The organism is Caballeronia sp. LZ032 (assembly GCF_031451315.1).
Taxonomy (GTDB): Bacteria; Pseudomonadota; Gammaproteobacteria; order Burkholderiales; family Burkholderiaceae; genus Caballeronia.
This window is the reverse complement of record NZ_JARUXP010000001.1, coordinates 1,705,700-1,731,213: the sequence shown is the minus strand read 5'-3', so window position 1 is coordinate 1,731,213 and position 25,514 is coordinate 1,705,700. Positions and strand designations below refer to the sequence as shown.

Annotated in this window: 18 protein-coding genes and 1 other RNA gene; 10 read left to right on the top strand and 9 right to left on the bottom strand. The window is 66.5% G+C overall.

Translation table 11 applies throughout. From position 1 onward, the window contains the following. Window positions 1-24: 24 nt before the first annotated feature. The 8 genes from pbpC to trxA all read right to left on the bottom strand — a co-directional run bounded on the left by pbpC (window position 25) and on the right by trxA (window position 14,992). A complete protein-coding gene (gene pbpC / locus QCE69_RS08045) occupies window positions 25-2,313 on the bottom strand; it encodes a penicillin-binding protein 1C (protein ID WP_409021173.1) in 2,289 nt (762 codons plus the stop codon). Beyond that, complete coding sequence (locus QCE69_RS08040) at window positions 2,276-8,251, bottom strand: MG2 domain-containing protein (RefSeq protein ID WP_309930247.1); 5,976 nt, start codon at window positions 8,249-8,251, stop codon at window positions 2,276-2,278. Before QCE69_RS08040 ends, pbpC begins: the two co-directional genes overlap by 38 nt. Window positions 8,252-8,352: 101 nt before the next feature. Continuing rightward, window positions 8,353-9,714 (bottom strand): MATE family efflux transporter, encoded by a 1,362-nt coding sequence (locus QCE69_RS08035; RefSeq protein WP_309919733.1) that lies wholly within the window; start codon window positions 9,712-9,714, stop codon window positions 8,353-8,355. A 40-nt stretch (window positions 9,715-9,754) separates the two neighbouring features. Next, window positions 9,755-11,518, bottom strand: coding sequence for a glycosyltransferase family 39 protein (locus QCE69_RS08030; RefSeq protein WP_309916625.1), 1,764 nt, complete (start codon window positions 11,516-11,518; stop codon window positions 9,755-9,757). A gap of 262 nt (window positions 11,519-11,780) precedes the next feature. Continuing rightward, on the bottom strand, window positions 11,781-12,035 hold the full coding sequence (locus QCE69_RS08025) for a type B 50S ribosomal protein L31 (protein ID WP_050452857.1): 255 nt from the start codon (window positions 12,033-12,035) through the stop codon (window positions 11,781-11,783). A 148-nt stretch (window positions 12,036-12,183) separates the two neighbouring features. After that, window positions 12,184-13,020, bottom strand: a complete 837-nt coding sequence (locus QCE69_RS08020; RefSeq protein WP_309930244.1) for a zinc-dependent peptidase — start codon at window positions 13,018-13,020, stop codon at window positions 12,184-12,186. 121 nt (window positions 13,021-13,141) lie between these two features. Next, window positions 13,142-14,407 carry a transcription termination factor Rho gene (gene rho / locus QCE69_RS08015; protein WP_309808516.1) on the bottom strand — a complete coding sequence of 422 codons (1,266 nt, stop codon included), beginning with the start codon at window positions 14,405-14,407 and terminating at the stop codon, window positions 13,142-13,144. A 258-nt stretch (window positions 14,408-14,665) separates the two neighbouring features. Then, window positions 14,666-14,992 carry a thioredoxin TrxA gene (gene trxA, locus QCE69_RS08010; RefSeq protein WP_008349330.1) on the bottom strand — a complete coding sequence of 109 codons (327 nt, stop codon included), beginning with the start codon at window positions 14,990-14,992 and terminating at the stop codon, window positions 14,666-14,668. Window positions 14,993-15,346: 354 nt separating this feature from the next. Between trxA and ffs the strand changes: the two genes are divergently transcribed. The 10 genes from ffs to QCE69_RS07960 all read left to right on the top strand — a co-directional run bounded on the left by ffs (window position 15,347) and on the right by QCE69_RS07960 (window position 24,515). Beyond that, window positions 15,347-15,445: signal recognition particle sRNA small type (gene ffs, locus QCE69_RS08005), an RNA gene on the top strand. A 164-nt stretch (window positions 15,446-15,609) separates the two neighbouring features. After that, a complete protein-coding gene (dnaX, locus tag QCE69_RS08000) occupies window positions 15,610-17,955 on the top strand; it encodes a DNA polymerase III subunit gamma/tau (RefSeq protein ID WP_309930243.1) in 2,346 nt (781 codons plus the stop codon). 90 nt (window positions 17,956-18,045) lie between these two features. Further along, window positions 18,046-18,372 carry a YbaB/EbfC family nucleoid-associated protein gene (locus QCE69_RS07995; protein WP_014191628.1) on the top strand — a complete coding sequence of 109 codons (327 nt, stop codon included), beginning with the start codon at window positions 18,046-18,048 and terminating at the stop codon, window positions 18,370-18,372. 41 nt (window positions 18,373-18,413) lie between these two features. Further along, complete coding sequence (recR, locus tag QCE69_RS07990) at window positions 18,414-19,010, top strand: recombination mediator RecR (protein WP_309916617.1); 597 nt, start codon at window positions 18,414-18,416, stop codon at window positions 19,008-19,010. 13 nt (window positions 19,011-19,023) lie between these two features. Continuing rightward, the gene (locus QCE69_RS07985) at window positions 19,024-19,248 is read left to right on the top strand and encodes a DUF1653 domain-containing protein (protein WP_309808513.1); all 225 of its coding nucleotides are present in this window, start codon (window positions 19,024-19,026) and stop codon (window positions 19,246-19,248) included. Window positions 19,249-19,280: 32 nt separating this feature from the next. Next, entirely contained in the window at window positions 19,281-20,486 is a 1,206-nt protein-coding gene (locus QCE69_RS07980) for a CaiB/BaiF CoA-transferase family protein (protein WP_309930234.1), read from the top strand. A 61-nt stretch (window positions 20,487-20,547) separates the two neighbouring features. Further along, window positions 20,548-21,585 carry an ABC transporter substrate-binding protein gene (locus QCE69_RS07975; RefSeq protein ID WP_309930232.1) on the top strand — a complete coding sequence of 346 codons (1,038 nt, stop codon included), beginning with the start codon at window positions 20,548-20,550 and terminating at the stop codon, window positions 21,583-21,585. Window positions 21,586-21,588: 3 nt separating this feature from the next. Beyond that, window positions 21,589-22,419 carry an ABC transporter ATP-binding protein gene (locus QCE69_RS07970; protein ID WP_309808510.1) on the top strand — a complete coding sequence of 277 codons (831 nt, stop codon included), beginning with the start codon at window positions 21,589-21,591 and terminating at the stop codon, window positions 22,417-22,419. A gap of 12 nt (window positions 22,420-22,431) precedes the next feature. Beyond that, complete coding sequence (locus QCE69_RS07965; protein ID WP_309808509.1) at window positions 22,432-23,256, top strand: ABC transporter permease; 825 nt, start codon at window positions 22,432-22,434, stop codon at window positions 23,254-23,256. Window positions 23,257-23,543: 287 nt separating this feature from the next. After that, a complete protein-coding gene (locus tag QCE69_RS07960) occupies window positions 23,544-24,515 on the top strand; it encodes a glycosyltransferase family 9 protein (protein WP_309930230.1) in 972 nt (323 codons plus the stop codon). Window positions 24,516-24,534: 19 nt separating this feature from the next. Here the strand turns inward: QCE69_RS07960 and QCE69_RS07955 are convergent, their stop codons facing one another. Then, the gene (locus tag QCE69_RS07955) at window positions 24,535-25,509 is read right to left on the bottom strand and encodes an NADPH:quinone oxidoreductase family protein (protein ID WP_309916599.1); all 975 of its coding nucleotides are present in this window, start codon (window positions 25,507-25,509) and stop codon (window positions 24,535-24,537) included. Window positions 25,510-25,514: the final 5 nt, after the last annotated feature.

The window sequence follows — 25,514 nt, the reverse complement described above, 5'->3', positions numbered from 1 at the left end:
CTGCCGCACGTTCCCGCATGTGCCTTAACGCGGCGCGCTGCCGGATGGATGACGCAGCGGTTCCTGCGCCCGCGCGAACGCGCCGCGCACTTCGAAGGCGACCGTGTCGACCGGCTCTCCATGCCCATCCACGAGTTCCAGCACGTGCCGACCGGGCCACGGCAGCCAGGCCGCGCGCGCGCCCTGGCCATACGGCTTGCCGTCGAGACGCCATGCGAGCCGTGCGCTGCTCGCGCTCCGTTCGAACCAGACGCGCTGGCGCGCGGGCGGAATGTCCGGATCGAGCGCAAAAATGGTGCCGTTGGTCGGCGCGCCGATGCGTGCGGCCTGCGCATCCACGCCGCTACCCGTGCCTTGCCCGCTTTGCAGCGCACTAGCCGAGAGCGCGATGCTGCTCATCTGCGTGCCGCGCACGAACCATTCGCCACGCGTCGGTTCGACATCGTCCTGATAGCTGACCGTAGTCCGCACCACGCCCGCCGGAGCCTGTGGCGCACGGCTCGCGGAACGCCGGTTCAGATAATTGACGATCCCGTTCCAGATCGGCGCCGCGCCGGTCACGCCCGACACGTCCCACATCGGCTGGCCGTCGGCATTGCCGACCCACACGCCCACGGTGTAGCGCGATGTGAAGCCCACCGTCCAGTTGTCGCGCATGTCCTTGCTCGTGCCGGTCTTCACCGCGCTGAAGCTTCGTGTCGCGAGCACGCTGTCGAAGCCGAAGGTGCGGGTGCGCGCGTTGTTGTCGGCGAGGATGTCGGTGACGATGTAGCTCGCATCCGCGCTGAACACGCGCGTGCCGGCAGGCGCGGGCGCGTGGTCGGCGACATCGAAGAAAGGCCGCGCGACGCCGCCGTTCGCCAGCGTGCGATACGCGTTGACGAGCGAAGCCAGCGTCACGTCCGCGCTGCCGAGCGCGAGACTGAAGCCGTAGTAGTCGCCGGCCTGCGTGAGCGGCAGGCCGAGTGCGACCAGCGTCTTCGCGAACCGGTGCGGCGTCACCATCACGAGCGTGCGCACCGCCGGCACGTTCAGCGACGAACCGAGCGCCGTGCGCACGCTCACCCATCCCTTGAAGTCGTGATCGTAGTTCTGCGGGATATACAGGCCGCCGCCGGTGGCGAGATCGAGCGGGGCATCGTCGAGCAGCGTCGCGGCGGTGACCCGCTTCTCGTCGATCGCCTGCGCATAGAGAAACGGCTTCAGCGTGGAGCCGGCCTGACGCGCGGCCAGCGCCGCATCGACTTCGGGTGCGTTCGACAGCGCGCCCGCCGATCCGACCCACGCCAGCACGTCGCCCGACTGGTTGTCGATCACGACCGCCGCCGCGTCATGCACGTTGCGCGGACGCGCGCGCGCATTCAGCTCGGCGAGCGTGCGCTGAAGCGTGGCGCGGGTAAAGCGCTGCAGGCGCGCATCGAGCGTCGAGCGCACGCGCGCCCCTGCCGCCGGATGCGTTTCGCTCGCGATGCGCCGCGCGAGATGCGGCGCGAGGGCATCGTCGCCCTGTGCGAATGCGGGCGCGGAGGCCGTGCGGCTCAGCGCCAGCTGCACGTAGGCCGGGAGATTGATGCACGGATCGGCGGAAGCGGTTTTGCCTGCGCCGTGCAGCGCCTGCATGTCGCGCAGGATCACGCAAGTGCGCGCCGCGACCTTCACGTAGGACGCATTGGGCGCGCGGATCAGCGCGGCGGTGAGGGCGGACTCGCGCTCGTCGAGCCCCGAGGGCGCCTTGCCGAACAGCGTCTGCGACAGCGCCGCCAGGCCGACGATCTCGCCACGAAACGGCACGAGGTTGAGATAGGCCTCGAGAATCTGGTCCTTGCGCCAGCTGCGTTCGAGCCACAGCGCGCCGATGGTCTGCTCGGCCTTCTCGCCGATGGAGCGCCGTCCGGCCGGCTTGCCGTTGTCGTCGATGAGGCCGGTGAGCTGCATCGTCACCGTCGATGCGCCGCGCGTGCGCGTGTTCCAGAGATTGCCCCACGCCGCTGCCGCCGCGCCGCGCCAGTCGACGCCAGTGTGTTCGTAGAAGCGCTTGTCCTCCGATACCACGATCGCCTCGCGCAGGGCCGGCGACACATCCGCGAGCGCGACCCAGTCGCCGCGCCGCGCGCGCGAGTCGATGCGCGTGCGCTGCAGCGGCGTGCCGTCGCGGGCCAGCAGGACCCAGTCGGAACTGCGCCATGCCGCGCGCACTTCGTCGAAGCGCGGCGCCGCATGCGCCGCTGCGCTCAGCAGCGTGAAGAGGGCAAGGAGCGCGGCGCGTCTCATGCGTCTACTTCGCGGCGAGCGGCTCGACCACCATCGGCGCATTCGGCAGCGCGCCGAACGCCGAGGGCGCGTAGAGCGCTTCGACGCGCGTCGGCGGCACGCCGAAGGTGCCGGGATTGTTCAGCCGCATCGTGTATTCAACCTGGATCTTCCCCTTAGGCAGATAGTCGTAATACACGCGATAGCCCTCGAAGCCGCGCTCGACGAACGTCGGCCACGCGCCGCCCGCCGTTTTCTCGCCCGAGGTCGCGGCAGCCGAATCGCGGCCGAGCCCGGAGCCGAGGATCGTCGCGCCGGCGGGCACCGGATCGTTGACGACGACCCAGGTCATGTCGCTTTGCGCGTCGATGTCGAGATGCACACGCACAATGTCCCCGCGCGAGAGCTTGCCTTTCACTGCGGGATCAACGGGCGTCAGCGTCTTCGAGATGCGGTAGCCCGCTGCGAACGGCGCTTTCAGCGCGACCGCCGCCAGGCTTTCGACGGTTGCCCAGGGTTTGCCGGTCCCGTCCTGCGTCAGCGCGAGCGAGCTGGTGGTCCACGGCAGCAGCACGCTGCGCGCCTTCTCGGGCTTGACAGGGCCGTTCCACCCGATGTCCTGCGCGGCCGTGCCCAGCTTGATCGACGTGTGTCCGTTGACGGGCGTGCTCTCGAACAACTGCGAGAACCGGCTCACGGCCAGCGTGCCCCACAGGTTCGACGTGGTGGTCTGCCACGCGCCGTTCTTCTGCAGCGCGAGCAGCCCCGCGACGATGCGCGGCATCTCCTCCTTCCAGCCCGGCGCGTCGGCGAAGAGCAGCGCCGTACGCGCGGCATTGGTTTCGGTGCCGGTCATGAGCCACCAGAGATCGTCGTCGCGCTCGGTCGAAAAGCCGACGCGCGTGCCCTGATACGTGAGCCGTGCGCGGATGATCTGCTCGGCTTGAGCGCGTTTCGCGTCGCGCTCGGGGATGCCGTCGACGCGCGACAGGATCGCGTAGTAGTCGAGCACGGCGGAGGTTGGCCATTGATCCGGCGCGACCGTGATGGAGCCGAGCATGCGCGGCTGCGCCAGTCCGTAGCGCGAAAGCGCTTCGATGGCCGCGAGTTTCTCGTAGTCGAGATCGTTGCGCGGCGCCCAGAACGTGCGCGTGATCCTGCCTTCGACGAAATTCGCCAGGCCCGCGGCCATCTGTCCGCGCAGGTCGGCGGGCAGGGCGAAGCGGCTGTCCAGCCGCGCCGCTTCGTCCGATACGGCCAGCAGGTACGCGGTGAGCGCGGGACTGCCGGTGGGACGCTCGTCATCGGCGGGCGGGAAGTAGTTCGCGAGGCCGTCGCGGTCCAGATAGGTCGGCATCTTCGCGAGCACCGCCTGCCACTGCGCCGCGTCCATCAGACCGAGCGCGCGCGAGGTCTGCTGCTCCAGGCAGTTGTACGGATAGCGCTCGAACCAGCGGCGCACGCCCGGCAGGCCGTCGGCGAGCTTCGGCTGCAAGGACACCGCGATGCCGCCGCGTACCGCGCCGTCGCCCGAGAGGATGGCATCGGCGGGCGGCGCGACCGGCAGCGTGAGCGAGCCATCCACTTGCGCGAGGGTCGCCTGCTGCACGGTGACAGGAACGGCCGGGACGACACGCTGCGTGATCTTCACGGCGTCGCTTGCCTTGGGGCCGGCCTGTTCCGCCGCGCTGACCTCCCACGCGAGACTCGCGGATGGCGCGACGCCCGGCACGTCGGGCATCGTGACGTCCCACGCCACGTCCTGCGACGCGTTCGCGGCGAGTTCCACGGTGCGCGCGTCGAGCGCCAGCGCTCCGGCGTGCGGCGTGACGACAACCCGCATCGCGCGCGGCGTGGTGTTGCGCAGCGTGAACTGCGCGCGGAACGCATCGCCGACGCGAATCAGCGGCGGCAATCCCGAGATGAGCCGCAGATCCTGCGTGCTCTGGATCGACGCGCTGCCGGTGCCGAAGCGCCCCGCGCCCACCGCCGCGACCGCGACGATGCGAAAGCGCGTCAGCGCATCGTTGAGCGGCACGTCGACCGTGGCTTCGCCTTGCGCATCGAGCGTGACGCGCGGGTTCCACAGCAGCAGCGTGTCGAACAGCTCGCGCGTGGCGGCATGACCGCCGCCGCCGCCCGCCGGCACCGCCTTTCGTCCGAAGTGACGCCGCCCGATGATTTCCATCTGCGCCGTCGCCGTTTCGACGCCGTATGCGCGTTGCTGGAGCATCGCGTCGAGCACGTCCCAGCTGTGATTCGGCATCAGTTCCAGCAGCGCTTCGTCCACGGCCGCGACCGCGATCTGCGTGCCCGCGGGCGCGGGCTTGCCGTCGGGCAGCGCCACCTTGACCTGCACGTGCGCCTTGCGGCGCACCGTGTAGGACTTCGCGTCGGGCGTCACGCTGACCGCGAGCCGGTGCGACGCCGTGCCGACCTGGATCGACGCGAGTCCGTAGCGGAACGCGGGCTTCGACAGATCGACGAGCGGCGTCGGCGCCTGATACTGGCGGCCTTCGTACCAGAACGCGCGGGCCCAGTCGAGCGGCGCTTTCCAGCCCCACGTGAAGAACGAGTACCACGGCACGTCGCGGATGCGTCCGCGAATCGCGAGCACCGACACGTACACGTTCGGCCCCCACGATTCCTCGACCTTCAGTTCGACGGTCGGATCACGCCCATTGAGTTCGACCACCCGTGTCTCGACGATGCCCTCGCGTTCCACCGCGACGAGCGCCGTGGCCGAGCGGAACGGCATGCGCACCTGGAAGCGCGCCGTCTCGCCGGGCTCGTAGCTGGTTTTCTCGGGCAGGACGTCGATGCGGTCCGTGTTCTCGCCGCCGAACCACAGTTCGTCCGCGCGCGTGACCCACACGGAGGTGCTGGCATTGGCCGCGCGGCCGTCGCTGTCTTTCGCGATGGCGATCAGATCGACATTGCCGGGCTCCTTGATGGCGACGTCGCACGAGACGATGCCGTGATCGTCGCTCTTGCCGTTGCACAGCGCGCCGAGGTCCTTGATTTCGGTGTGGTTGTCATACGCATAGAAGCCGCCGACCATGCGCTTGCGCGAACTCGACATGATGCGCGCCACGGCCTTGATTTCCACGGCGACGCCCGCGCGCGGCTTGCCTTGCAGATCGAGCGCCAGCGCCTGCACCGGCAGCTTGCCGCCGACCGACACCCAATGGCCCGCCTTCACGCCGACCGCCACGGCGGCGGGCCACAGCGTCGTGCCGCCGCTGATGGTCTGGATCTCGCCGTTCGGATCGGCGAAGCTCGCTTCGAGCGCGAGGCGTTTCGGCGCTTCCACCGCGGGCAGCGGCTTGATGGTGAGCTTGCCGGCGCCGTCGCGATCGAGCGTCACGCGCAGCTTGTCGGCGATGAGCTTCGTTGTGGCGTCGGCTTGCTGCTCGCTGTCTTCGTCCTCGGCGGGGGCGCTCGCGCCGTCGCCGGACGGCTTGCGCCACGGCGCGAAGCTGTACGCGTCGTACTGCGCGGCGAACGGCGGCGCGACGTCGCGCACCAGCGCCGACACCTGCACCGGCAGATTCGATGCCGGTCCGCCCTGCACGTATTCCATCCGCACCGCGACCGGTGCGTCCTGCGCGGCGACCAGTCCGGGCGACGCGCCGTCGCCGGCGGTGATCGAGCCTTTGAAGACCGGCAGGCGGAATTCCTCCACCCGGAAACTGCCCGATTCATACGACTGCGTGACGCCGCTGTCGTCGGCGTCGTTGTCGTCTCCGTTCTTTTCTCCGGGCGCGGCGATGGCGCCGTTGTCCAGCGTCACCGTGTATTCGCCGAGCTTGGCCGCGACCGGCACGGTGAAGGTGGAATCGGCGCTGTGGTCCGCCGCCCATGTGAGCGGCATGTGCCAGGTCTGGCCGCTGCCGGTGTGCCGGATCGTCACGCGGCCCGGATTGTCGGGCGCAAACGCAAAGCCGTTGAGCGTCTCGACGCGCAGCAGATGCTTCATCGACACCGTCTCGCCGGCGCGCAGCAGCGTGCGGTCGAACACGGTATGCGCGCGCACGCTGCGCGTGGTGCTCATGTCGGTCGGCACGTTGAAGCGCCATGACTCGATGCCGCGATTCCAGTCGGACAGCACGAACGCCATGTCCGGTCCCGTGACCGGGTCGTTCACGCGCGCCGAGACGAAAAAGCCGCTCCACGCGAGACTGTTCTCGTTGCATTCACGCGCGGCGGCCAGCGTCTTGCCGATCCTCGCGATGCCTTGCGCGTCCGTCTTCGCGGTGGCGATTTCATCGCCGTTGCAGTCGGTCACGCGCACATCGGCATTGGCGACGGGCTTGCCGTGATCCAGCGACGTCACCCACACCAGGCTGTTCTCGCGGCCCTGCTTGAAGTGCACGCCGAGATTGGTGACGAGCACCGAGGTGCGCACGTACATCGGCTGCGGCTTGCCGAGCAGCGACGCGCCCAATGCCGGCGAATGCAGTTCGACGACATAGAAGCCCGGTTTGGTGAGCGGAATGCCGACTACCTCGAAGGGCCGCAGCGCCTTGGGATCGGCGGCGGGCAGCGTCAAGCTCTCGACGCCCGCGCGGCCGGCAAGCATCGACAGCGAACGCACGTCGATCTGCGGATCCTTCGACACCGTGCCGTCGCTGTTCGGAATCACGACCGGACGGATGCCGTTGCGAAGCATCTCCGGCATGCGTTCCTCGATCATCGAACGCGGCATGGAGATGCCGTCGAACTGATCGACGGCGCGCATCCATTGGCGGATGTCGCGGTCGGCGTCGAGCTTGAGCTTCGTGATCTGCGCGGTGCCGGAATTCAGGCCCTGCACATGCAGATCTGCTTCGACATGCCGCAGCGTGACGGGCAGCATCGCGGGCATGCCGGGCTCGGCAAAGCGCTCGATGATGCCGAACGCGCCCGACGAAAACTTGGCGAGCGGCGGCATCGGCGCGGTCGCGGTCTTGAGCGGGAACAGGTCGGCGTTGGCAAGCGCGCGGCCGCTGACGTCCTTGAGATTCGCGGGGACGTCGATGGTGAGATCGGCGTGCTCGGGCAAAGGCGCCGCGAACTCGACGGCGCTCACTTCCGCGTCCTTGTCGGTGTCGTCGAAATGAGGCGCAGCCGTTTCCTTCGGCCCGCGCAGCACGAACTTCTGCGCGTCCGCACGCGATATCGGCGCGCTGAAGTTCAGACGCAGCGGCCGCAGCGGCGTGCAGGGCGCCTGCGCGTTTTCGCGCTCGCACGAAAAGCTCGCGGTGAAGGGCTCGCGCACGGTGAAGTCGAAGCGCTTCTCGACGTCGTTGGCCATGCCGCTCGGACCGGTCACGCCCGCGCCGTAGACCAGTTGCATCTTGGCTGCCGAGGGCAGGGTTTGCTGGCAGGCGAGCGTCAGCACGTTGCCGGCTTCCTTCTCCAGCCGGAAATGCTTGAGCAGGGCGGTGCGGGTGGCATCGTCGAGCAGGCGCACTGGAATGCGGTTGCCGAGCGCACTGGATTCGCACCACACGTGTTCGCGTACCGAAGCCGGCGTGGCCGGGCCGTTCAGGCGCAGCACGAAAGCCTGGTTCTCTTCGATGTCGCCATATCCCGGCAAGACCCGCGTGACGAACGGACCACCGGTCTGGAAGGCGAAGTGGCGCGGGCCGGACAGCGCATTGCCCGCGACGGACTTGAGGGTGTCGGCGAGATCGAGCGTGCAGCGCACGCCCGGCGGCAGGTCGTTCTCGAAGTCGAAGGCCCAGGTGCGGGCGTCGATCCAGCGGCCCGAGCCGGCCGTGGCCGCGCCGCTGCATACCAGCTTGCCCGGTGCGGCGGCGGCTGCATTGCCGAAGGCGATCATCGGTTCATCGAACTTCGCGACGACCTGGCGCACCTGCGCGACCTTGCCCTGCGGCGACACGCTCGCGATGCGCGCGGCATCGGCCCGATGCATCGACGCGCCGAAACCGAGCGCGGCGATCAACCCGGTTGCAGCCAGAATCCACTTTTTTTGTGACGTTGTTATGCGGCTCATCCACTCGCTCCGAGATGCTCTCGACGCGAAATTCTACTGGACGCTTACGTCATTCTTTCTACCAATCGATCCCGGTTGTGTTTTATGACGCTCCGGCTGCGTCAGTCCGCATCGACTCGCGCGACGCGCCGCAGGCTGACGCGCCGCCAGTAGAGAAACAGGCCGATGCCCGCGACGCCCAGGCTCGCCGAGTTGGCGATCCAGAAGCCGCGCGCGCCCTGCAGCCACTCCGGCACGCCGCCGCCGATGTCGAAGCCGAGCAGGTAGCCGCCGCCCAGCCCGATGCCCCACAGCGCGACCGCATAGATCAGCGTCGGCACGAGCGTCACCTTGTAGGCGCGCAGGACGAACGCGGTCGTGACCTGGAGCGCGTCGCACAGGTGATAGAAGAAGATGATCAGCACGAGCGGCATGGCGGCCGCGATGACGTGCGCATCCGGCGTGTAGGCGGCGATGATCAGCGGGCGCGCCGCGACCAGAATCACGCCATAGACCAGCGCCAGCACGCACGCCACGCCGATGCCGTGGCGCGAGATCGAGCGCGCGTCGTCATAGCGGCCGGCGCCGAGCGCCTGCGATACGAGCGTCGACGACGCAATGCCGATCGACAGCGGCGTCATGTACAGCACCGCGCCGAGATTGCCCGCGATCTGGTGGCCGGCGAGCGTGGTCGTGCCGAAGCGTGAGATGAACAGCGCCATGAAGGTGTACGAGGTCACCTCGATGAGATAGGAGAGACCCATCGGAATGCCGAGGCGCAGCAGCGCGAGCTGACGCCGCCAGACCGGCCAGCAGAACTGCGAGAAGATGCCGAACGGGCGGAAGAACTCGAAGCGCACGAGCACCGTCATGCCGACGATCGCCAGCGCCCAGTTGATGAACGTGCTCGCGAGCGCGCAGCCGGGACCGCCGAGCGCCGGCACGCCCGCACCGCCGAAGATGAACCAGCTGTTGAGCGGAAACTTGAGCAGCAGCCCGCCGACTTGCAGGAACATCACGAGGCGCGGCTTGCCGACGGCATTGGTGAGCGAGCTGTAGACGCGAAACGCCAGGCTCGCGGGCAGGCCGAACGACAGGATGCGCAGATAGTCGACCGTGCGGTCGTGCAGCGCGGGCGGCGCTTTCGCGAGCGAGAGCAGCGGTTCGGGGTGATAGAGCAGCACGAAGCCGATCACGGCGAGCGCGGCGGCAAGCCACAGCGCCTGACGCGTCTCCTCGCCGATCTCACTCTCGCGGCCCGCGCCGAAGAGCTGGCCGGCGATCGGCTGCAAGGCCACCAGGATGCCCGTCAGGCCGATATACACGGAGATATAGATCGAGCCGCCGAGGCCGAGCGCGGCGAGATCGGTGGCGGAGAAGCGGCCGACCATCGCGGTGTCGATCACGCCGAACGCGATGATGGCCAACTGGCCGATCAGCACCGGCCACGCCAGCGCGGCGATCCTGCGCACGTCGCTCAGCATGCCGGTCGTGCTGGCCGGGGGCGTCAGCAGGGGCATCGCGTCACTGCTTCCGGCGCAGGCTTCTCGGACGCAGCGGCTTTGGCGGCGGCGGCGTCGGACGCTCGATGCGCACGTACAGGCGGAAGCGCTCGTCCCGGTCGGCGACGCGCCGGCCTTCCCACACCAGCTTCCACTCGAATGCCGACAGCGACGACGGTTCGCCGTAATCCGCGCGGTCCTGGCGCAGGATCACATCGCAATCCTCGTCGAACGCGAAATGCATGCCGCCGAAATAGGCGAAGGTCGCGATCTGCGCGTCGCCGAGACGCACCGGCGAGATACACGTGTAATCCGGCGGCAGATGATCCGCGATCTGCTCCGCGACATCGCGATACGTCCGACTGTAGTTGACCACGGGCAACCACAAAGTCATGAGCAATACCCACATCAGCGTGGTGCCTGCACTGGACAGCACGACACTGCGCCACAGCACCTTCGGATGCCGCGCGAGACGCCAGCGGGCGAGCAGGAACCAGCAGACCGTCACGGCCACGGCGCAGACGAAGGAAAGGAGCTTGAACTCGGGATGGAAGCCGGGCACGAGACGCGCGAGATTGCGGGCCATCGACGCCGGGAAGCCGAAAATGCCGGCCGTCCACACGAGCCAGACCAGCGTGCCGATGACGGTGAAGCTCAACATCGCGAACCAGTCGATGGCATTGATCGCGCCGCGCTTAAGCGTAGGCAGCGCGAAGGTCGCGAGCACCGAGAGCGGCGGCAGCAGCAGCATGAAAAGGCGGTTGGTTTCATGCGCCTGCAGCACGACCAGCACGAGCAACGGTCCGATGATCGAAAGCGGTACGCCCACGTGCGGCGAGCGCCGCATGCCGCCCCAGCTGACGAAGGCCCACAGCGCGAGCGGCCAGGCCGGCCAGGTGAAGAGCGGCAGGTTCTTGATCGCGTAGCCGAAGATGGAACCGGGCGTGCCGGAGAAGAAGGAGAAGCTGTTGCGCCACCACTGGCGCAGCCACCATTCGCCGTCGTCGGGGTAGAAGTGCAGGGCGGGGAGCACCCAGGCAGCGATCAGCAGCACCGCGACCGGCAGGCCGTAGACGATCAGCGGCCGGGCGCGCACCTGCTTGACGATGATCGTCATCGCGAGGGTGCAGAGCAGCAGCGCGAACACCAGTACCGGCGAACTCGACAGCGCCACCACGCCCAGCGCCGCGCCCCATACGAGGCCGCCTTGAACAGGCTTGTCGAGGCTGCGCACGAGGCCGTAGAGCAGCATCGCGGTGCCGGCGAACTGGGCGAGCTGTGCGGTGGTTTCGTGGCCGCGCTCGGCGAGACCGAAGCAGGCGAGCAGGATCAGGAGGGCGCCGTCGGCGAGCGTGCGGCCGTAGTCGCGCGGCTCGGGTTCGCCGCCGAACGCGTATTTGAACGGCTGGGCTTCGTCGCGGCGGCCGAGCAGATAGGCCGAATACCACACGAAGGCGCAGGCGAGACAGAAGAGCAGGCCGGTGACCACGCGCGAGGCGTTGCTCGCGTCGACCCAGGGGCTCAGCAGGCGAATGGCGGACGCGCCGAGCCAGTACATCAGCGGGCCATCGGCGGTGGGCGCCTTGCCGACGAGATTCGGCAGCAGCCAGTCGCGGGCATCGCCGTTGGCCATGGTCCACATCACGCCGAAGCCGGCCGCGTCCTCGTTCTTCCACGGATCGCGCCCGAACAGCCCGAACGACGCATAGACGATGCAGATGGCAAGCAACAGCCAGCGCGGCAGGGCGCTGGTGGCGGAGGCAGTCAGACGAACGACGGATCGCATGCGATAGGCTGTATGGAAAACGGTCCCGGTGGCGGCGCTGGCTTCGGCCGCAGGTGCAGCGGGGCTCGAGCAACCGGCATTGTAGTCGCGCGGCGGCATTACCGGCGCGTCGATGGAATTTGCCGTAACGGGGTGATGCAATCGTGCTGTCCGAGCAAGGACGATGCCGCGCGCAGTGCCGATGCAGACCGGAACACAAAGCGTCCGGCGACAAAAAAGGGCAGCGAGAGCTGCCCTTTTTGCTGAGTCCGTGAAGCCCGACTTACTTCTTGGTGGAGAAGCGTGCGAACTTGTTGTTGAACTTTTCGACGCGGCCGGCCGTGTCCATGATCTTCTGCTGGCCGGTGTAAAACGGATGCGATTCCGACGACACTTCGATCTTCGCGAGCGGGTAGGTCTTGCCTTCGAATTCGGCGGTTTCGCGCGTCTGGATGGTCGAACGGGTCACAAACTTGAAGTCGTTCGACATGTCGATGAACAGGACTTCGCGGTAATTCGGGTGAATGCCTTCTTTCATGGTCTTTCCTGGTATCTGGCGGTAGCCAACCCGCTGCGCTTGTCTGAAAACGCCCTGAAGCGTCCGGCGCGAGTCACTTGCCTAGGGTCGAAAAACGGCGATTATGCCAGAAAATCAGTTGGTTGACACTTCTTCGCGAGGTTTTTCGTCAGGCGCGGGCGGCGTCAAGCGCGCCCGTGCCCGCCGGGTCCTGCCGGTAATAGCGCGCCAGCAGCCGGTAGAGTTCGGGATACTCCGCCTCGAAGGCCCGCGGCGTGACGAACAGCGCCTCGCTGCATACCGCGAAAAATTCGGACGGATGGTCCGCCGCGTAAGGGTCGATCAGCGATTCGCGCTCGAAGCGGCTCCAGCGCCGCTCCGGCACCGCGTCCACGCGCGCGCAGAACTGGTCGTAGGCGTTGTCGAAGATATCGGCGAAGGCGGCGGTGTCGAGCGGCGCATGCCAGCGGCGGAACAGCGGCGGATGGCCGTCGGCTTCGCCCGTCACCATGTCGAGCTTGTGCGCGAACTCGTGGATCACCACGTTGTAGGCGTCCGAGCCATCGACCATCTGCGCGTCTTCCCATGACAGCACGACCGGACCGCCTTCCCAGGCCTCGCCGCTCGCATCGTGCTCGATCTCATGGACCACGCCGTCCTGATCCTCCACCGTCTTGCGGATGACGAACTCGCCCGGATACACGATCACGCCCACCCAGCCGCGATACAGGTCGAGATCGAGATTCAGCACCGGCAGGCAGGCCTGCGCGGCGATGGAGACGATCATCGCGTCGGTCAGTTCGAGATCGTGCGCGGTGGAGAATTCCTTCTGCGCGATGAACAGGCTCGCGGTTTCACGCAGGCGGCCGAGATCCGCGTCGTCCAGATGGTTGAAGCACGGATAGGTGTCGAGCGTGCGTTGCCACAGGGTGTCGTCGATCGCGTACTTGCGCAGCGCGCGCTCGCGGCGTTGTGCGCCGAACCAGCGGGAAAGGAGGTTGGCCATCGGATGAGCGGTTGGCTTCGACAGACCGGATTGTACGGAGTGTACGGAGGCCGGCCGGCGTCGGGCGTAAAAAAACCGCCTGGCGGGCAGGCGGTTTTCTCTGAAGTGCGCAGCGCGTGGATCAACTGCCGCCGCGGCGCATCATGTCGAAGAACTCGGCGTTGTTCTTCGTCTGGCGAATCTTGTCGAGCAGGAATTCCATGGCTTCGACTTCGTCCATGTCGTGGATGAACTTGCGCAGCACCCAGACCTTCTGCAGCAGGTCCGGCTTGATGAGCAGTTCTTCGCGACGCGTGCCCGACTTGTTCAGGTTGATCGACGGATAGACGCGCTTTTCCGCGAGACGGCGCTCGAGGTGCACTTCCATGTTGCCGGTGCCCTTGAACTCTTCGTAGATGACGTCGTCCATGCGGCTGCCGGTCTCGATCAGCGCCGTGCCGATGATGGTCAGCGAACCGCCTTCCTCGATATTGCGCGCCGCACCGAAGAAGCGCTTCGGCCGTTGCAGCGCGTTGGCGTCGACACCGCCCGTCAGCACCTTGCCCGAAGCGGGCACGACGGTGTTGTAGGCGCGCGCGAGACGCGTGATGGAGTCGAGCAGGATCACAACGTCGTGCTTCATCTCGACCAGGCGCTTGGCTTTCTCGATGACCATTTCGGCGACCTGCACGTGACGCGCGGCGGGTTCGTCGAAGGTGGAGGCGATCACTTCGCCCTTCACCGAGCGCTGCATTTCCGTGACTTCTTCAGGACGTTCGTCGATGAGCAGCACGAACAGCACGATGTCCGGATGGTTCTGCTTGATGGCGTGCGCGATGTGCTGGAGCATCACGGTCTTGCCCGACTTCGGCGATGCGACCAGCAGGCCGCGCTGGCCCTTGCCGATCGGCGAGATCATGTCGATGATCCGGCCCGTGACGTTTTCCTCGCCGCGCATTTCGCGTTCGAGCGGCAGCGGCTTGTTCGGGTGCAGCGGCGTGAGGTTCTCGAACATGATCTTATGCTTCGAGGCCTCGGGCGGCTGCCCGTTGACTTTGTCGACCTTCACCAGCGCGAAATACCGCTCGCCGTCCTTCGGCGTGCGCACTTCCCCTTCGATCGTGTCGCCGGTGTGCAGATTGAAACGGCGGATTTGCGACGGGCTGATATAAATATCGTCCGTGCTCGCAAGATAAGAAGTCTCGGGCGAACGCAGGAAGCCGAAGCCGTCGGGCAGCACTTCGAGCGTGCCGTCGCCGAAAATCGTGTCGCCGCCCTTGGCGCGCTTTTTAAGAATTGCGAACATCAATTCCTGCTTGCGCAGGCGGTTCGCATTTTCGATCTCGAGGCCATTGGCCATCTCGATCAGTGCCGATACGTGCTGAGACTTGAGCTCGGATAAATGCATACGGATTTCCCGCCAGGGAGAAGAGGTGCGACGAAAGATTTGGGAGAAGAGGTGAGCGGAACCGCTCGAGACTTAATACTTCTTGAACTCTTGTGATTCTAGCATAGCACACGCCGCTTGAGCCTCGGGTGGGCGTTGGGCGGGGCTTTTCGGCCGATGTTGTCGTGCGACAACATCGGCTTTGCCACGAGCGCGCGCTGGTAAAGGCGCGGGTGGCACGGCGGGCGCTGTGTCAGACCGGGCCCGCCGATGACGCTGTTACAGGTTGCTGTCGAGGAACGCGGTAAGTTGCGACTTCGACAATGCGCCGACCTTTTGCGCGGCGACTGCGCCGTTCTTGAACAGGATCAGCGTGGGGATGCCACGCACGCCGAACTTGACCGGCGTCGACTGATGTTCGTCCACATTGATCTTCGCGATCTGCAGGCGATCGCCGTAATCCTTCGCGACTTCGTCGAGGATCGGGGCAATCATCTTGCACGGACCGCACCACTCGGCCCAGAAATCGAGCAGGACAGGTTTATCGGACTTGACGACATCCTGTTCGAAAGAAGCGTCGCTGATGTGCTTGATTGATTCGCTCATTGTCTGAATACCTCTATTGATTCGAGGCCCGCGTTTGAATGCTCGCCACGATAGATCAAAACTTAAGGAGACCACGTCGCCGCTGAGCGCGACTAAACCGGCTCGCCGTGCGCCGAAACCAAGGGCGAACGGCGGCAAATGTTCCATCAGAGGGCCGCGATGCACCAATGCGTGCCGCCTGTGGATGATTCACTCATCATCTTAGCCTACTTTGCTATCCGTTGCCGGGTGCCGATAGCGATGATCTGAGGGTGAAATCCCCGAGTACAAGAGGCGTTCTGAACATTGCGTCGGCTGCATGCGTTTCGCGTCAAGCCTTCCGGGCGCTCGACGTTGCATGATACAATTCGACGTGACGGGCCTCCTCGCATGGTGGCGTGGTCAACCTGGTCAGGTCGGGAACGAAGCAGCCACAGCCGCTTTCCACCAGTGCCGAGGGTCAGGCTCGTCACCTTCCGCTTTATCTCCCCTCGTTTTCTCATCCCCTCGCGTTTTCAGGCTCTTGCTCGTGCGGCAACGAATGCGGCATTGTCGCGTCTGCGAGCGGCATGCTTGCGCCCGCGCGGGCCCTGTCGGAACGGGCGTTGCGCCAGGTCGTTGCTGATACAATTTCGCGCATGACCTATCAAGTTCTCGCACGCAAATGGCGGCCGAAATCGTTCGAGTCGCTCGTCGGCCAGGAGCACGTCGTCCGTGCGCTCACGCACGCGCTCGACGGCGGCCGCCTGCATCACGCCTATCTCTTCACGGGCACGCGCGGCGTCGGCAAGACGACGCTCTCGCGGATCTTCGCGAAGGCGCTCAACTGCGAAACCGGCGTGACCTCGAAGCCGTGCGGCGTGTGCCGCGCGTGCCGGGAAATCGACGAAGGGCGCTTCGTCGATTATGTGGAAATGGATGCGGCGAGCAATCGCGGCGTCGATGAGATGGCGGCGCTGCTCGAACGCGCCGTGTACGCTCCCGTCGATGCCCGCTTCAAGGTCTACATGATCGACGAAGTGCACATGCTCACGAACCACGCCTTCAACGCCATGTTGAAGACGCTGGAAGAACCGCCTCCGCACGTCAAGTTCATCCTCGCCACCACCGATCCGCAGAAGATTCCGGTCACAGTGCTGTCGCGCTGTCTTCAGTTCAACCTGAAGCAGATGCCAGCCGGGCATATCGTCGGGCATCTGGAGAACATCCTCAAGGAAGAGGGCATCGCGTTCGAGCAGCAGGCGCTGCGGCTGTTGTCGCGCGCGGCGGACGGCAGCATGCGCGATGCACTCTCGCTGACCGATCAGGCCATCGCCTATTCGGCCAACCAGGTGACTGAAGAAGCCGTGCGCGGCATGCTCGGCGCACTGGATCAGAGCTATCTGATCCGTCTGCTCGACGCGCTCGCCGCCGGCGACGGCGCGCTCGTGCTCGACATCGCCGACGAAATGGCGCTGCGCAGCCTGTCGTTCTCCACCGCGCTGCAGGATCTGGCGAGCCTGCTGCATCGCGTGGCGTGGGCGCAGTTCGCGCCGTCGTCGGTGCTGGACGAATGGCCGGAAGCCGCCGACATCCGCCGCTTCGCCGAGATGCTGTCCGCCGAACAGGTGCAGCTCTTCTATCAGATCGCAACAGTAGGCCGCGGCGAAATCGGTCTCGCGCCGGACGAATACGCCGGCTTCACGATGACGCTGCTGCGCATGCTCGCGTTCGAGCCCGCCGGCGGTCCAGGCGGCGGCGGTGTCGCGGTGAGCGCGCCCGCGCCTGCCAGGCCGGTTCGCGGCGCGGCGCTGGCCGGCGCGATGGCCGAGCGCGCGGTCAGCCCGGCGCCGGTTCCGAAGCCTGCGGTGTCTGTCGAGACAAAGGCGGCGGCGCCGGTTGCCGAAGCCGAGGCGCCTGTTGTGGAGTCCCAGCAACCGGCGGTTGAACCGAAGGTAGCCGCGCCGGCCAAGGCGCCGACAGTACAGCCGGAAGCCGCTGAAGCACGCGAAGCGGTGCCGGTTGCGACTGAACCTGAACCCGAAGCGGTGCCCGTCGCCAACAAGCCCATGCCCGAAGCGGCGCGGCAAGCCATTGAGGAAGCGGCGCCTGCTGCCGCTCGCGCCTCGCGCGCCGAACCCGCCGCGCCGCGTGCGGCGGGCGGTGCGAGCGCGGCGCTCGAAGTGCTGCGCAGCGCGGGCATGCGCCTTTCATCGGATCGCGGTACGCGTGGGGCCGCTGCGGCGGAAAATACGCCGAAGCCTGCGCCGAAGGCCGCACCCAAGCCCGCCGTACCCGTGCCGGCTCCCGCCGCGCGCCGCGATGCCGTCGCAGCAACCGGGCAGCCCGCGCAGCCCGAAGCCAAGCCAGAAGCCGCCCCCGCCGGCAAGTCGAAAGTCGTCCCGCCGTGGGAAGACATGCCGTCCGACGACTACCCGCCGCCGGGCTCGGAAGACGAATACTTCATGGCGCCCGACGACGGCTTCGTGCCCGCGTTCGACAGCGGTCCCGACGACCTGCACTTCGGCGGCGAGCCGTCCGTGCGGTCGGCGCCGCAACCGAAGATCGACACGACGCCGCTGCCGCCCGCCGTCCCGCTCGATGCGCTCGGCCTGACGCTCGAGTGGGCCGCGCTCGCCGTCGATCTGCCGCTGAAGGGCGTGGCGTACCAGCTCGCGTTCAACAGCGAACTCACCGCCTGCGACGCCTCATCGCTCACGCTCGCGGTGCCGGTGCAGATGTACACCGACGCCGCGCACGTCGCGAAGCTCAAGGCCGCGCTCGCCGAGAAACTCGGCCGTGCGCTCGAAGTCAACGTCAACGTCGGGCCCGCACGCCGCACCGCCGCCGCGCTCGATGCCGCCGCGCGCGCCCGGCGCCAGCAGGAAGCCGAGCAGGAAATCACGCAGGATCCGTTCGTGCAGTCGCTGATCCGCGATTTTGGCGCGAGCATCGTGCAGGGATCGATCAAGCCGATCGCCGCGACGGGCGCGAATCCGTCTTGACGAAGCATGCCGTGCAGCCGCATTGAATACCGGGCGCCGTGATCGCGCGCGCACCCGTCCGCCACACGTTTTCCAGGAAGGAGCCGAACCATGATGAAGAATCAACTCGCCGGGCTGATGAAACAGGCCCAGCAGATGCAGGAAAACATGAAGAAGATGCAGGACCAGCTCGCGCTGATCGAGGTCGAGGGCCAGTCGGGCGCCGGTCTCGTCAAGGTGACGATGACCTGCAAGAACGACGTCAAGCGCGTCTCGATCGACCCGAGCCTGCTCGCCGACGACAAGGACATGCTCGAAGACCTGGTCGCCGCCGCGTTCAACGACGCCGTGCGCAAGGCCGAGGCCACCACGCAGGAAAAGATGAGCGGCATGACGGCCGGCATGCCCATGCCGCCCGGCTTCAAGCTGCCGTTCTGAACCCGCGCGCCGGACGTCTGGCCGGCGCGTCACGAGGACACATGAAACAACCTTCCGCCCTGGCGGCGCTGGTCGAGGCGCTGCGCGCGCTGCCCGGCGTCGGCCCGAAATCGGCGCAGCGCATGGCGTATCACCTGATGCAGCATGACCGCGCCGGCGCCGAGAAACTCGGCGCGTCGTTGCTGTTCGCGACCGAGCATCTCAAGCACTGCGCGAAGTGCAACACCTTCACCGAAGCCGAGATCTGCGAAGTCTGCAGCGACGAAGAGCGCGACTCCACGTTCCTGTGCGTGGTCGAAACGCCCGCCGACCAGATCATGCTCGAGCAGACCCTCACTTATAAGGGCCTGTATTTCGTGCTGATGGGACGGCTGAGTCCGCTCGACGGCATCGGACCGAAGGAAATCCACTTTGAACGTCTGATCGGCCGCGCGCTCGACGGCATCGTGCAGGAAGTCGTGCTCGCGACCAACTTCACGAACGAAGGCGAGGCCACCGCGCACTATCTCGCGCAGACGCTCAAGGCGCGCGGCCTGAAAGTGACGCGCCTCGCCCGCGGCGTGCCGGTTGGCGGCGAACTCGAATATGTCGATGCGGGCACCATCGCGCGTGCGATGCTCGATCGGCGCTCCGTATGAAGGACCTGATCCGATGACTGAAACCGAAGCCCTCGCGCTCGCCACCCATCGGCATTACAAGGGCGGGCTGTATCGCGTGATCGGCGTCGCGCGGCACTCGGAAACCGAGGAAGCGATGATCGTCTACGAGCATCTGTGGCCGCATGAACGCGGCCTGTGGGTGCGCCCCGCGGCGATGTTCAACGAAACCCTCGCCGACGGCACCCCGCGCTTCAAGCCGCTCGACATGCCGCTCTGAGCCCGCACAAGAACAATCGAAGGAGACACGTCATGAGCACCACGTCCGGACCGCTTGCCGGCGTCAAAGTGCTGGAACTCGGCACGCTGATCGCCGGCCCGTTCGCCGCGCGCTTCATGGGCGAGTTCGGCGCCGAGGTCATCAAGATCGAAGACCCGAACGGCGGCGATCCCTTGCGCAAATGGCGCAAGCTCTATCCGGAAGTCGGCGGCACGTCGCTGTGGTGGGCGGTGCAGGCGCGCAACAAGAAATCCGTCACGGTGAATCTCAAGGCCGAAGAGGGCAAGGAGATCGTGCGGCGGCTCGCGAAGGAAGCCGACGTCGTCATCGAGAACTTCCGTCCCGGCCTGCTGGAAAAGCTCGGGCTCGGCTACGAGACGCTCTCGGCCGAGAACCCGGGGCTCGTGATGGTGCGGCTTTCGGGCTACGGCCAGACCGGCCCTTATCGTGACCGGCCGGGCTTCGGCGCGATCGCCGAATCCACGGGCGGCCTGCGCCACATCACCGGCTATCCGGATCTGCCGCCGCCGCGCATCGGCATTTCGATCGGCGATTCGATCGCGGCGCTGCACGGCGTGATCGGCGCGCTGATGGCGCTGCATCACAAGCAGGTGAACGGCGGCAAGGGGCAGGTCGTCGATGTCGCGCTGTACGAGGCCGTCTTCAACATGATGGAAAGCGTGGTGCCGGAATACGGCGTGTACGGCATGGTGCGCGAGCGCACCGGCGCGTCGCTGCCGGGCATCGTGCCGTCGAATACGTATCCGTGCCGCGACGGCAGCATCGTGATCGGCGGCAACAGCGACCCGATCTTCAAGCGCCTGATGAACGCCATCGAGCGCGCCGATCTCGCCGACGACCCGACGCTCGCCTCGAACGACGGCCGCGTGCCGCGCACGCAGGAAATCGACGCGGCGATTGCCGCATGGCTCTCGACGCGCAGCATCGACGAGGCGCTCGCCGTGCTCAACGCGGCCGAGGTGCCGGCGGGCCGCATCTACAGCGTCGCCGACATGTTCACCGATCCGCAGTACATTGCGCGCCAGATGCTGCAACGCTTTCCGTGGCAGGACGGCCGCGAGATCACGCTGCCGAACGTCACGCCGAAGCTCTCCGAGACGCCGGGCGAAACCCGCTGGCTCGGACCGCAGCTCGGCGAACATACGGATGAAGTCCTGCATACGCTCGGGTATCATGCCGACGATATTGCGCGGCTGCGCGCGGCCAAGGTGATCTGAACCCGGCCTCAACGCGTTCTCGCACGCGAGAGACAACAACAAAGTCCAGGAGACTAGAACGATGAAACGCAGAACCTTCCTCGCGAGCGGCGCGATGCTCGCGGGTGGCGCACTCTCGAACATGCCGCTCGCCTTCGCCCAGGCCAAACCCGAACAGAGCAAGGTGTCGATCGCCGTCGGCGGCAAGAACCTGTTCTACTACCTGCCGCTCACCATCGCCGAGCGTCGCAACTACTTCAAGGACGAAGGGCTCGAAGTCGAAATCTCCGACTTCGCCGGCGGCGCGAAGGCATTGCAGGCGGCGGTCGGCGGCAGCGCGGACGTCGTGTCCGGCGCGTTCGAACACACGCTGTTGCTGCAGGCCAAGAACCAGTATTTCCGCGAATTCGTGCTGCAAGGACGCGCGCCGCAGATCGTGCTCGCCGTCTCGAAGAAGACGATGCCGAACTACAAATCGGTCGCGGACCTGAAGGGCAAGAAGATCGGCGTGACGGCGCCGGGTTCGTCCACCTCGATCATGGCGAGCTTCGTGCTCGCGCAGGCCGGCCTCAAGGCCAGCGACGTCGCGTTCATCGGCGTCGGCGCGGGCGCGGGCGCGATCGCCGCGCTGGAGTCGGGGCAGATCGACGCCATCGCCAACCTCGATCCGGTCATGACCAAGCTCGAACGCGCGGGCGAGATCCGCATCGTCTCGGACACGCGCACGCTCGCGGACACGGTCAAGGTGTTCGGCGGCAACATGCCGGCCGGCTGCCTGTATGCGTCGCAGAGCTTCATCACGAAGAATCCGAACACCACGCAGGCCCTGACCAACGCGATGGTGCGCGCGCTCAAGTGGCTGCAGAGCGCATCGGGCAAGGACCTGATCGCGACGGTGCCGGAAAGCTATCTGCTCGGCGATCGTGCGCTCTATCTCGATTCGTGGCAGCACGTGAAGGAAGCGCTTTCGCCGGACGGCCTGATGCCCGCCGACGGTCCCGCGACCTCGCTCAAGACCCTGCAGGCCTTCGACGAAACCGTGAAGGGCAAGCCGATCGATCTCTCGAAGACCTGGACCAACGACTTCGTCAAGAAGGCGCTTGCCAACGTCAAGGCCTGACCGATGTCCTCGTCTTCCACACCCGCGCTCGAACTGGCCGACGTCACCTGCACGTTCGTGTCGCGCGCGAGCCGCAAGGACCGCTATACCGCGGTCCGCGATACCAGCCTCGCGATCGCGCCGGGCGAATTCGTTTCCGTCGTCGGGCCGACCGGCTGCGGCAAGTCGACCTTGCTGAACGTGTCGGCGGGACTGCTCGCGCCTTCGACGGGCGCCGTGAAGGTGTTCGGCGAGCCGCTCGACGGCATCAACCGGCGCGCGGGCTACATGTTCCAGGCCGACGGCCTGATGCCGTGGCGCTCCGCGCTCGACAACGTGACGGCGGGCCTCGTGTTCCGCGGCATGTCGAAGCGCGACGCCGACGCGCGCGGCGAGGAATGGCTCAAGCGCGTCGGCTTGGGCGGTTTCGGCGACCGTTATCCGCATCAGCTGTCGGGCGGCATGCGCAAGCGCGTCGCGATGGCGCAGACGCTGATCCTCGATCCCGACATCATCCTGATGGACGAACCGTTCTCCGCGCTGGACATCCAGACGCGCCAGCTGATGGAGAACGAGTTGCTCGACCTGTGGGCCGCCAAGCGCAAGGCCGTGCTGTTCATCACGCACGATCTCGACGAAGCGATCTCGATGTCGGACCGCGTCGTCGTGCTGGCGGCGGGGCCGGGGACGCATCCGATCGGCGAGTTCAGGATCGACCTGCCGCGTCCGCGCGATGTCGCCGAGATCCGCTCGCATCCGCGCTTCGTCGAACTGCACGCGCAGATCTGGGGCGTGCTGCGCGAGGAAGTGTTGAAGGGCTACCAGCAGCAGCTGAAGCCCGCCGCCGCCGAATAAGACCAAACGACCATGTGGAACAAGCTGCGCCCGAATCGCGGGAATCTCATCGTGTGGCAGTGGCTGTTGCTGCTTGCCTGCTTCGTGCTCTGGTACGTGCTGACGAGCCCGACGCTCCTGCCGCCTTTCTATTTCGACGACGCCTCCAAGGCCGCGTTCTTCTTCGGCGAGCCGCAGAAGGTGCTGGTGCGCATCTGGGAGTGGTTCACCAGCGGCGAAATCTACGTGCACCTGTGGGTGACGCTGATCGAGACCGTGCTGGCGTTCGTGATCGGCACGGTGTCCGGTCTCGGCGTCGGCTTGTGGCTCGCGCTCGCGCCGCTGACCAGCGCGCTCCTCGATCCCTACATCAAGGCCGCCAACTCGATGCCGCGCGTGATTCTCGCGCCCATCTTCGCGGTGTGGTTCGGCCTGGGCATCTGGTCGAAAGTGGCGCTCGGCGTCACGCTGGTGTTCTTCATCGTCTTCTTCAACGTCTATCAGGGCGTGAAGGAAGTGAGCCCGGTCGTGCTCGCCAACGCCCGCATGCTCGGCGCGAACCGCAAGCAGCTGTTGCGGCACGTCTATCTGCCGAGCGCGACGAGCTGGGTGTTCTCCAGCCTGCATACCTCGGTGGGGCTGGCGTTCGTCGGCTCGGTGGTCGGCGAGTATCTCGGCTCGGCGCGCGGCGTCGGCTATCTGATCCTGCAGGCTGAAGGCACCTTCGACATCAACACGGTGTTCGCCGGCATCCTCGTGCTGACGGCGTTCGCGCTCGTGCTCGACGGCCTCGTCGCGCTGGCCGAGCGGCGCCTCATGAAGTGGCAGCCCAAGAGCGGCGACACGGAAAAACTCTAGGCCGTGATGCCGCGTGTCACATTGGGATGGTCAGATAGCGGCCGCGATGTTGCCGCGGTCGCCCTATCTGCCGACGGGCGCGACAAAACATGTCAGTTTGCCTGGCGCAATTCGGTTATGGTCGTTGAGGGAGACTGAATCGGCGGCGAGGCTGCATACGTCCGGCGCATCGCTGCAAGGTTCGGCTCACTTACCGCGCCATGAAGCGACCCACGCCTGCCGCATTCCTGAGCGCAGCGTGTCATCCGCTGGCGCGGCGTTCACTCACGTGTTTGCGCCCGTCCAGCATGAGATTGCCAGCCGACATCACGGTTGCCGTGGCCTTGCCACAGCCGATCGGAGACAGCCTGATCGGGCTCGTTCTCGTCAATAATCTCGTCCGCAATGGCTATCGTCCGGTGGTGTTCGGCTGGGTCGCAGAGCAACTCGCGGACTGGCTGCCTCATGTAAAGGTCGGACGGGCAGGGACGCAGGCCGAGGCCTGTCCCGCTGTGCATCTCGGCGCATTCGATACGGTCATCGAGCTGCGGCCTACCAGCTACGGTTCCGCGTTGAGCCGCACCGGACGCACACTGTGCCTGTCCGAGCTGCCCGAGTACGGCGGCTCGAAGCACATGGTGGACCGCGTCGTCGATATCGGCGTCAACGTGCTGCAGCTGCGCGACGTCACGCGCTCCAACGGGCTCGTCGTGCCGCCCGGCGTCGTGCGCGGACGGGTCGCGCATCGCGTGGTCATCCATCCCACCGGCAGTCATCCAGAAAAGATGTGGACGCGTCACAAATTCCTGGCGTTGTCACGCGCGCTCTCTCGCCGTCAGTTGCTGCCGAGCTTCTTGGTCGCGCCCGCCGAGCTTGCCGGCTGGGACGACCTTCCGCGCGAAGGCCACGAACTCAACGCGCTCACGCGCCTGGGCGATGTCGCCACGTGGATCGCCGAATCGGGCTGGTTCATCGGCAACGATTCCGGACTCGGGCATCTTGCGTCGGCCATCGGCGTGCCGACGCTCACGTTGTTCATGCGGCGCGGCCTCGCGCGCTCCTGGCGGCCCGGCTGGGGACCGGGCGCGGTGGTGCTGCCGCCCTCGGTGGTACCGTTCGCGGCCCTGAAGGAACGCTTGTGGAAACAGTTGCTGACGGTGCATCGCGTGATGTCGGCCTTCAGCGATCTGCAGGGCGCTCATCTGCGTCCCGCCGATTACCCGCTTTACATGCGGCGTGACGTCGACCGCGCCCACGCGCGCATCCTCCCGGACGCTTAGCGTCTTCGTTCCACCACGCTCACATCTCGATCACGATCTTCCCCGTCACGCGACGGTTCATCATGTCGTCGAGCGCCTGCGGCGTCTGGTCGAGCGTGTAGCGCTTCGTGATGACCGGACGCAGCTTGCCGGTCTTGATCCACTCGATCAATGCGGCGAACTCTTGTTCGGCGAGTGCGTGCTCATGCTTCATGTGATGGCCCCAGAACACGCCGACCACGCTCGCGCCCTTCAGCAATGCAAGGTTGAGCGGCAGCTTCGGAATCTCGCCGTTGGCGAAGCCCACGACGAGATAACGCCCGCGCCAGCCGATGCTGCGAAACGCCGGTTCGGCATACGCGCCGCCGACGGGGTCGAAGATCACATCGGGACCGTTGCCGCCGGTGAGTGTCTTGATGCGTTCACGCAAGTCTTCGTGCGCATAGTCGATGACCTCGTCGGCGCCGTGCTCTCGGCAGAACGCGAGTTTCTCGGCGCTCGACGCCGCCGCGATCACCCGCGCGCCGACCAGCTTGCCGATCTGGATCGCCGCGAGCCCGACGCCGCCCGCCGCGCCGAGGACGAGCAGCGTGTCGCCGGGCTGCAATGCGCCGCGATCGACCAGCGCGTGATACGACGTGCCGTAGGCAAGCATGAACGCGGCGGCGGCGGAAAAATCGAGATTGTCGGGAAGCGCGATCACGTCTGCCGCGTTGACGCGCGCCTGTTCGGCGAACGCGCCATGCGCCGTGTAGGCGGCCACCCGCATGCCCGGCGCGAAGCCGGCGACACCGGCGCCCACTGCACGCACGACGCCCGCAAACTCGGCGCCCGGCGTAAAGGGCAGCGGCGGCTTGAACTGGTACTTGTTCTGGATGATGAGCACGTCGGGGAAGTTCACGCTGGCGGCTTTCACGTCGATGACGAGTTCGCCTGCTTCCGGATGCAGGTCAGGCAGCGTCTCGATGGCGAGCGTGGCGGGCAATCCGTGTTCGTTGCAGCGTACGGCGCGCATGGCAT

Bases quoted from the DNA above. Each gene is read 5' to 3' on its own strand.
- QCE69_RS07970 (WP_309808510.1), top strand. From the start codon at position 21,589: ATGTCCTCGTCTTCCACACCCGCGCTCGAACTGGCCGACGTCACCTGC.
- QCE69_RS08040 (WP_309930247.1), bottom strand. From the start codon at position 8,251: ATGAGCCGCATAACAACGTCACAAAAAAAGTGGATTCTGGCTGCAACC.
- QCE69_RS08035 (WP_309919733.1), bottom strand. From the start codon at position 9,714: ATGCTGAGCGACGTGCGCAGGATCGCCGCGCTGGCGTGGCCGGTGCTG.
- QCE69_RS08025 (WP_050452857.1), bottom strand. From the start codon at position 12,035: ATGAAAGAAGGCATTCACCCGAATTACCGCGAAGTCCTGTTCATCGAC.
- QCE69_RS07955 (WP_309916599.1), bottom strand. From the start codon at position 25,509: ATGCGCGCCGTACGCTGCAACGAACACGGATTGCCCGCCACGCTCGCC.
- dnaX (WP_309930243.1), top strand. From the start codon at position 15,610: ATGACCTATCAAGTTCTCGCACGCAAATGGCGGCCGAAATCGTTCGAG.
- QCE69_RS07985 (WP_309808513.1), top strand. From the start codon at position 19,024: ATGACTGAAACCGAAGCCCTCGCGCTCGCCACCCATCGGCATTACAAG.
- QCE69_RS07975 (WP_309930232.1), top strand. From the start codon at position 20,548: ATGAAACGCAGAACCTTCCTCGCGAGCGGCGCGATGCTCGCGGGTGGC.
- rho (WP_309808516.1), bottom strand. From the start codon at position 14,407: ATGCATTTATCCGAGCTCAAGTCTCAGCACGTATCGGCACTGATCGAG.
- QCE69_RS07995 (WP_014191628.1), top strand. From the start codon at position 18,046: ATGATGAAGAATCAACTCGCCGGGCTGATGAAACAGGCCCAGCAGATG.
- trxA (WP_008349330.1), bottom strand. From the start codon at position 14,992: ATGAGCGAATCAATCAAGCACATCAGCGACGCTTCTTTCGAACAGGAT.
- QCE69_RS07960 (WP_309930230.1), top strand. From the start codon at position 23,544: ATGAGATTGCCAGCCGACATCACGGTTGCCGTGGCCTTGCCACAGCCG.
- QCE69_RS08030 (WP_309916625.1), bottom strand. From the start codon at position 11,518: ATGCGATCCGTCGTTCGTCTGACTGCCTCCGCCACCAGCGCCCTGCCG.
- QCE69_RS07965 (WP_309808509.1), top strand. From the start codon at position 22,432: ATGTGGAACAAGCTGCGCCCGAATCGCGGGAATCTCATCGTGTGGCAG.
- QCE69_RS07980 (WP_309930234.1), top strand. From the start codon at position 19,281: ATGAGCACCACGTCCGGACCGCTTGCCGGCGTCAAAGTGCTGGAACTC.
- QCE69_RS08020 (WP_309930244.1), bottom strand. From the start codon at position 13,020: ATGGCCAACCTCCTTTCCCGCTGGTTCGGCGCACAACGCCGCGAGCGC.
- recR (WP_309916617.1), top strand. From the start codon at position 18,414: ATGAAACAACCTTCCGCCCTGGCGGCGCTGGTCGAGGCGCTGCGCGCG.
- pbpC (WP_409021173.1), bottom strand. From the start codon at position 2,313: ATGCGCCGATGGTGGTCGAGCCGCTCGCCGCGAAGTAGACGCATGAGA.